Raw genomic sequence first — 4,851 nt, 5'->3', positions numbered from 1 at the left:
GAAAGTTCGCGTTACAACGCTTCTGTAAACCTCAACTACACGTTATTTGATGGTTTGGGCAGGTTGTACAATTATAAGCGATTGAAAGAACAATATCAATTATCTGAATTGGAAGCGCGTGAAACAATTGAAAACACATTGCTTCAATTGTTTTCTGTGTATTATTCGGTGGCGCAACTTTCTGAAAATACACAAACTATTAAAGAAACTTTTGAAATTTCGAAAGAGCGTTTGACACGTTCAAAGTATCAGTTTGAATATGGTCAAAACACAAAATTAGATGTGTTAAACGCGGAAGTTGATATTAATAACGATAGTATCAATATTGTAAATACAGAACAACAACTCATCAACGCTAAGCGCGATTTGAATGTTATTTTAGGCAATAAGCTTACGCAAGATTTTAAGGTTAATACGGATATTTCGTTTCTATTTCAGCTTGATAAAGAAGATTTATGGACTAAAACGCAGGCAAACAATGTTTCGTTGTTACGAGCAGATAAAAATATTGATATTAGTACGTTGGATGTAAAATCGAACCGATCACAATATTTACCAACGGTAGGATTAACGGGAAGTTACGGCTGGAATCAAAATAATAATAACGCTGCGGCTTTCGTTGCAGTTTCTACCAACACAGGACTTTCTGGCGGCATCAATTTAACGTGGAATTTGTTTGATGGCGGAAGTACACTAACACGTGTAAAAAACGCAAAGATTACGTTGGAAAATCAGCAATTGCAAAAAGAACAGATTTTAATCGATTTGGAACGTAATTTCAATAATGCTTGGGACGACTACAAGAACAAGGTATTGATTTACGAATTACAGGAAAAAAATATTAAAACCGCAGAGAATAACTTTAATCGTACCAAAGAAAAGTTTAAAATAGGACAAGTAAACTCCATTGAATTCCGACAAGCACAATTGAATTTATTAAACGCCGAACTGAGCAGAAACCAAGCAAAATACAATGCAAAATTAGCAGAATTAGTCGTATTACAATTAAGTGGCGATTTGTTGAATGTGAAGTTTTAGGTTTTGTTGATTTGTTAGTTTTTTAATTCACTCACACTAAATTTAGTTTGCATACTTCTGAATGGATTTTTATACGCTGTAACAACCTTAAGAAAGCTCCAATTTATACCCAACACCATGCACATTGATGAGTTTGATGCTTTCGTCGTCTTTGAGTTTTTTGCGGAGTTTGGAAATGTAGGTATCTAAGCTTCTTCCGACAATAACGCCATTGTCTTCCCAAACTTTTTTGGTTAATTCGTCGCGCGTTACGACTTGATTTAGATTCGCGGCAAAAATTTGAAGCAATTCACATTCTTTCTTAGAGAGATTGATCTCAATTGCTTGTTTGACCAATTTGTTTTGCGTCGGATAAAAGTAAAAACTTCCAATAGCCGAATGTTCAATAGTTTCTTTGGGCAGTTCCTTTTTTTCCTTCTTTCGAAAGAAAAAGAATTCCATCACAAGAAAACCTATAAAAACCAATCCGTATAATAAGGTCGATATGGTAAATATAGTGCCGCTTTTAGCTGTAAATCGAACTTGAACAGTGTAACAGTTTTTGGGTAAATAGCGTCCCTTACAAGGAATAATTGTGTTTTCTTCCAACTTGCTCATTTCATAACTGTACGCCACTTCAGTATCTGTACATTGCAATACCTCAACTAAATATTTTTTAGGCAACTTTGCTTTTGAAAAACTGGAATCTATGATAGAAACCATTGTATTGGGTTCAAACGATAAGTGACTTTGAAAAGAAAGTTCGTATTTGGAGGTTTCTATTTCTTTTATGGGTAAAATAAGCGACGTAGAATCTTTTTCAGATAGTAATAGTTTATTGCCTACATCGCGCAGTGCAATTTTTACTTTTTCTGAAAATGCTGTTTGTTGACTGTTTCGTGTTGAAAATATCCAGATACTTAACACTACAATTACCAAAAAACTATAAATATATACTCTATTTTTATGCATAATAACAATCAACTACTTTAGGATACAACCACGAAGCATTTTATAAAAATTCAAGACTATGTAGAGACAAGACTAAACATTCAAATCTCAATTATTGAGTAAATAACATACAATTTCGTGACTTTTTGCAAGTGTTGACACTTCTTTTACACTTTTTTGACATTTTTAGTATGTCTTCGACCTAGTTTTACTTGAAAATCAAAAACAATCGAAAAAATGAACAAATTAATTTTACTTATTTCTATAGTTGCCATTATGAGTTTTACCTCAGAAAATCGTCAGCTTCAAACAGACAATTCTTTACACGAAAAAACAATTGAAAAGAAGGAACCATACACTATTAAATTTCAGGTAAACAAGTTAAAAAGTAACGCCTACAATCTTAGTATTGATATGGAATTGGAAGAAGGCGCACATTATGTATCGCCAAATTCTAAAGGTAATTATACAGGAATATTTACCATGATTCTTGAAGAAAATAAAGAAGTGCAAATGAGCGGAAACTTTTCAGAAAGTCCAAAATCTGAAGAAAGTGCTGATCCGTGGAGCGGAAATCCAATAAATTTTGTCCGAGAAGATACAACCCACAAACAGCAATTTATGGTGTCTACAGCAAATGATTTTGAGGTTTCTGGCTACATCCAATTTACAATTGAACCGAGATGCACGTTGGAGAAAGTATATTTTAAAATTTTGCAAAAATCAGGCGTATTACACATTCAAAAACTGACCGCAAAAAAATAATCATACAAGAAAAAACCGAATTGTTAACTTCTGCTCCTTCTTTCGGAAAGAAATTAGTATGATGTCATTACATTTTGCATCACAAACTCCATATAAAGACATAGAGGAATTACGTTTCTCGCCAAAACCATTCAGTCATACTATTTTAGATGAATTGAATGTAATGAAAACTAATAAAGCCTTTCGATAAATCGAGAGGTTTTTACTCTGTCAAATATTTTTCTTTAAAAGTACGTTTCATTTGTTCAATTTTAGCATCAGCTACATACTTAAACTTACTATCAGGAATAGTGCTTTGCAAATTAAACTCTCTATACCAAATACTGTAGTCGTCTTTCAAAAAACCATTCTCTTTCATGTCTTCTAATAATTCTTCGGAAGGATATGGATAACTCTGTATTTCTTTCATATAATACCAGGTATGATTTGGTAAGTATTTCAGCTCTTTATTAATATAAATCCAAGCTTCTTTATTTGTTGGGCTTGATTCATCAACTATTTTTATAAAAACAGTATTTCTAAATGCATCTTCTTTATAAAAATTTTGATTTAAAATGCCCGTTTTGTGTGATGTTTTTCCCTTTGGATTTGTTGTTTCTATGTGATATTCTGTACGTTCGGAAGGAGAATGATATATGATAGAATCTTTATTAATATACCGCGTTTGTCCAACATTAAACTGTTCTTCATAAATCAATAAACGGTTTTTGTCGTCTCTTACCCAAGAATAAGTTGTATTGTGAACAGTATATTTTTCATCTTTGATGATGTCTGTCAACTGACCTTTGCTATCGTATGTATAAAAATATTTCTGTACAAGATTTTTTCCTTTAGTACCTAGAGAAGCTATAGAAAAAATTCGTGTCTTTTGTTTTAGTTTCTTTTTTTCATCAAAGAAATAGTAAAAGGTTTCCTTATCGGAAACATCTTTGCCATTTTCTTGGTAGTAGATCGTTTTCTTTATTTGTAATTTATTATTCAGTATGGCATATTCGAAAGTGCTATAACTAAATAAATATTTTTGCCGTTTTGGGTTGTTATGAAACTCTATATAATTTATTAGATTTCCAAAAGAATCGTATTCATAACTTTTATGTTGATTTAAGGTTTCTTCGGAAGAATGAGGTTTGTATGAAACACTTTCTCTAAGTCTATTATATTTATCATAAAAATTAACAATACTATCAAAGCAGGTATATAAAAGTAGATTTCCGCTTTTAGAAAAATTATACCTAGCTTCTAAATGAACTGTATCATTTTTAAGTATTTTGGAATTTTTGGTTAACTCCATTCCTGAATCGTTATCTCCCAAAAACACCTTAATCTCTTTTACAAATTTATCTTCTCTATAATTCAAGTGCCGCTTTATCTTTTCCCATCGATTTGAGTTAAACTCTTCTCCTTCAAAAGTTTTTATTTTGAAAAATAAAGTACTATCAATCAAAAAAGGATCAATAAGATATTCGGAAGGAGTAGATGTGTATGTTAGTTGATATTCTGGAATTTGAGCTTCATTTGCAAAAGTTTGTACCATTTCTATTTGATTTCGATACATTTCTTTGGTCGGAATATCGGATGTCCAATTAACTATTGTAAACGCGATAAATGCAATAGAAAATACCGCAAATAACACTTTAAATATGGGATTGTTTTTCATTAATTAGTAATCGGTTTTTAAAGCAGACAATCACAAAGTATAAAATTAATTTTTCACAAAAAACAAAAAGTCTTTCAATTTCTTAAAAAACGTTCATTTTATATGGTTTTAGTAAGTCGAATTAAAAATAAAAAAATAGCATCTTGACTTCAAATTATAGCAAAATACCGTTTTCGTCCCAAAACTCTTGAAAACAAAAAAAGCCTCTTGATTTCTCAAAAGGCTTTCGTTTGCAAAAAGTGGTCCCACTTGGGCTCGAACCAAGGACCCTCTGATTATGAGTCAGATGCTCTAACCAGCTGAGCTATGAGACCAATGCCGGTGCAATATTACTATTTTTTTTAATTCCGAAAAAATATAAATGCATTAAATTATTTCCTGACACAACTCTATAAGCGTACCATTGGTGGATTTTGGGTGTAAAAAAACAACCAATTTATTGTCTGCGCCCTTTTTTGGCA

The 4,851-nt window shown here is 31.6% G+C and carries 5 protein-coding genes, 1 tRNA gene and 1 pseudogene; 3 read left to right on the top strand and 4 right to left on the bottom strand.

Going from position 1 to position 4,851, the window contains the following annotated elements:
• The coding region (locus AB8B65_RS17805; protein WP_405302633.1) for a TolC family protein at positions 1–1,038 on the top strand (1,038 nt) is incomplete at its 5' end.
• Between the two features lie 87 nt (positions 1,039–1,125).
• Here AB8B65_RS17805 and AB8B65_RS17800 read toward each other — a convergent pair.
• Positions 1,126–1,989 (bottom strand): winged helix-turn-helix domain-containing protein, encoded by an 864-nt coding sequence (locus tag AB8B65_RS17800; RefSeq protein WP_405302632.1) that lies wholly within the window; start codon positions 1,987–1,989, stop codon positions 1,126–1,128.
• Positions 1,990–2,205: 216 nt separating this feature from the next.
• Between AB8B65_RS17800 and AB8B65_RS17795 the strand changes: the two genes are divergently transcribed.
• Positions 2,206–2,733 (top strand): hypothetical protein, encoded by a 528-nt coding sequence (locus tag AB8B65_RS17795; protein ID WP_405302631.1) that lies wholly within the window; start codon positions 2,206–2,208, stop codon positions 2,731–2,733.
• A 58-nt stretch (positions 2,734–2,791) separates the two neighbouring features.
• A complete protein-coding gene (locus tag AB8B65_RS17790) occupies positions 2,792–2,923 on the top strand; it encodes a hypothetical protein (RefSeq protein ID WP_405302630.1) in 132 nt (43 codons plus the stop codon).
• A 12-nt stretch (positions 2,924–2,935) separates the two neighbouring features.
• Here AB8B65_RS17790 and AB8B65_RS17785 read toward each other — a convergent pair whose 3' ends face one another.
• From AB8B65_RS17785 to AB8B65_RS17775, 3 genes and pseudogenes are all read right to left on the bottom strand, one after another.
• Complete coding sequence (locus tag AB8B65_RS17785) at positions 2,936–4,390, bottom strand: hypothetical protein (protein WP_405302629.1); 1,455 nt, start codon at positions 4,388–4,390, stop codon at positions 2,936–2,938.
• A gap of 240 nt (positions 4,391–4,630) precedes the next feature.
• Positions 4,631–4,704 (bottom strand) — tRNA-Ile (locus AB8B65_RS17780).
• A 52-nt stretch (positions 4,705–4,756) separates the two neighbouring features.
• Positions 4,757–4,851 (bottom strand): annotated as a pseudogene (locus AB8B65_RS17775) (methylmalonyl-CoA epimerase); the annotation flags it as partial.

The sequence above is a fragment of the Kordia sp. genome (assembly GCF_045105435.1).
Classification (GTDB): Bacteria; Bacteroidota; Bacteroidia; order Flavobacteriales; family Flavobacteriaceae; genus Kordia.
This window is presented reverse-complemented; position numbering and strand designations above follow the sequence as displayed.

Bases quoted from the DNA above. Each gene is read 5' to 3' on its own strand.
- AB8B65_RS17800 (WP_405302632.1), bottom strand. From the start codon at position 1,989: ATGCATAAAAATAGAGTATATATTTATAGTTTTTTGGTAATTGTAGTG.
- AB8B65_RS17795 (WP_405302631.1), top strand. From the start codon at position 2,206: ATGAACAAATTAATTTTACTTATTTCTATAGTTGCCATTATGAGTTTT.
- AB8B65_RS17790 (WP_405302630.1), top strand. From the start codon at position 2,792: ATGATGTCATTACATTTTGCATCACAAACTCCATATAAAGACATAGAG.
- AB8B65_RS17785 (WP_405302629.1), bottom strand. From the start codon at position 4,390: ATGAAAAACAATCCCATATTTAAAGTGTTATTTGCGGTATTTTCTATT.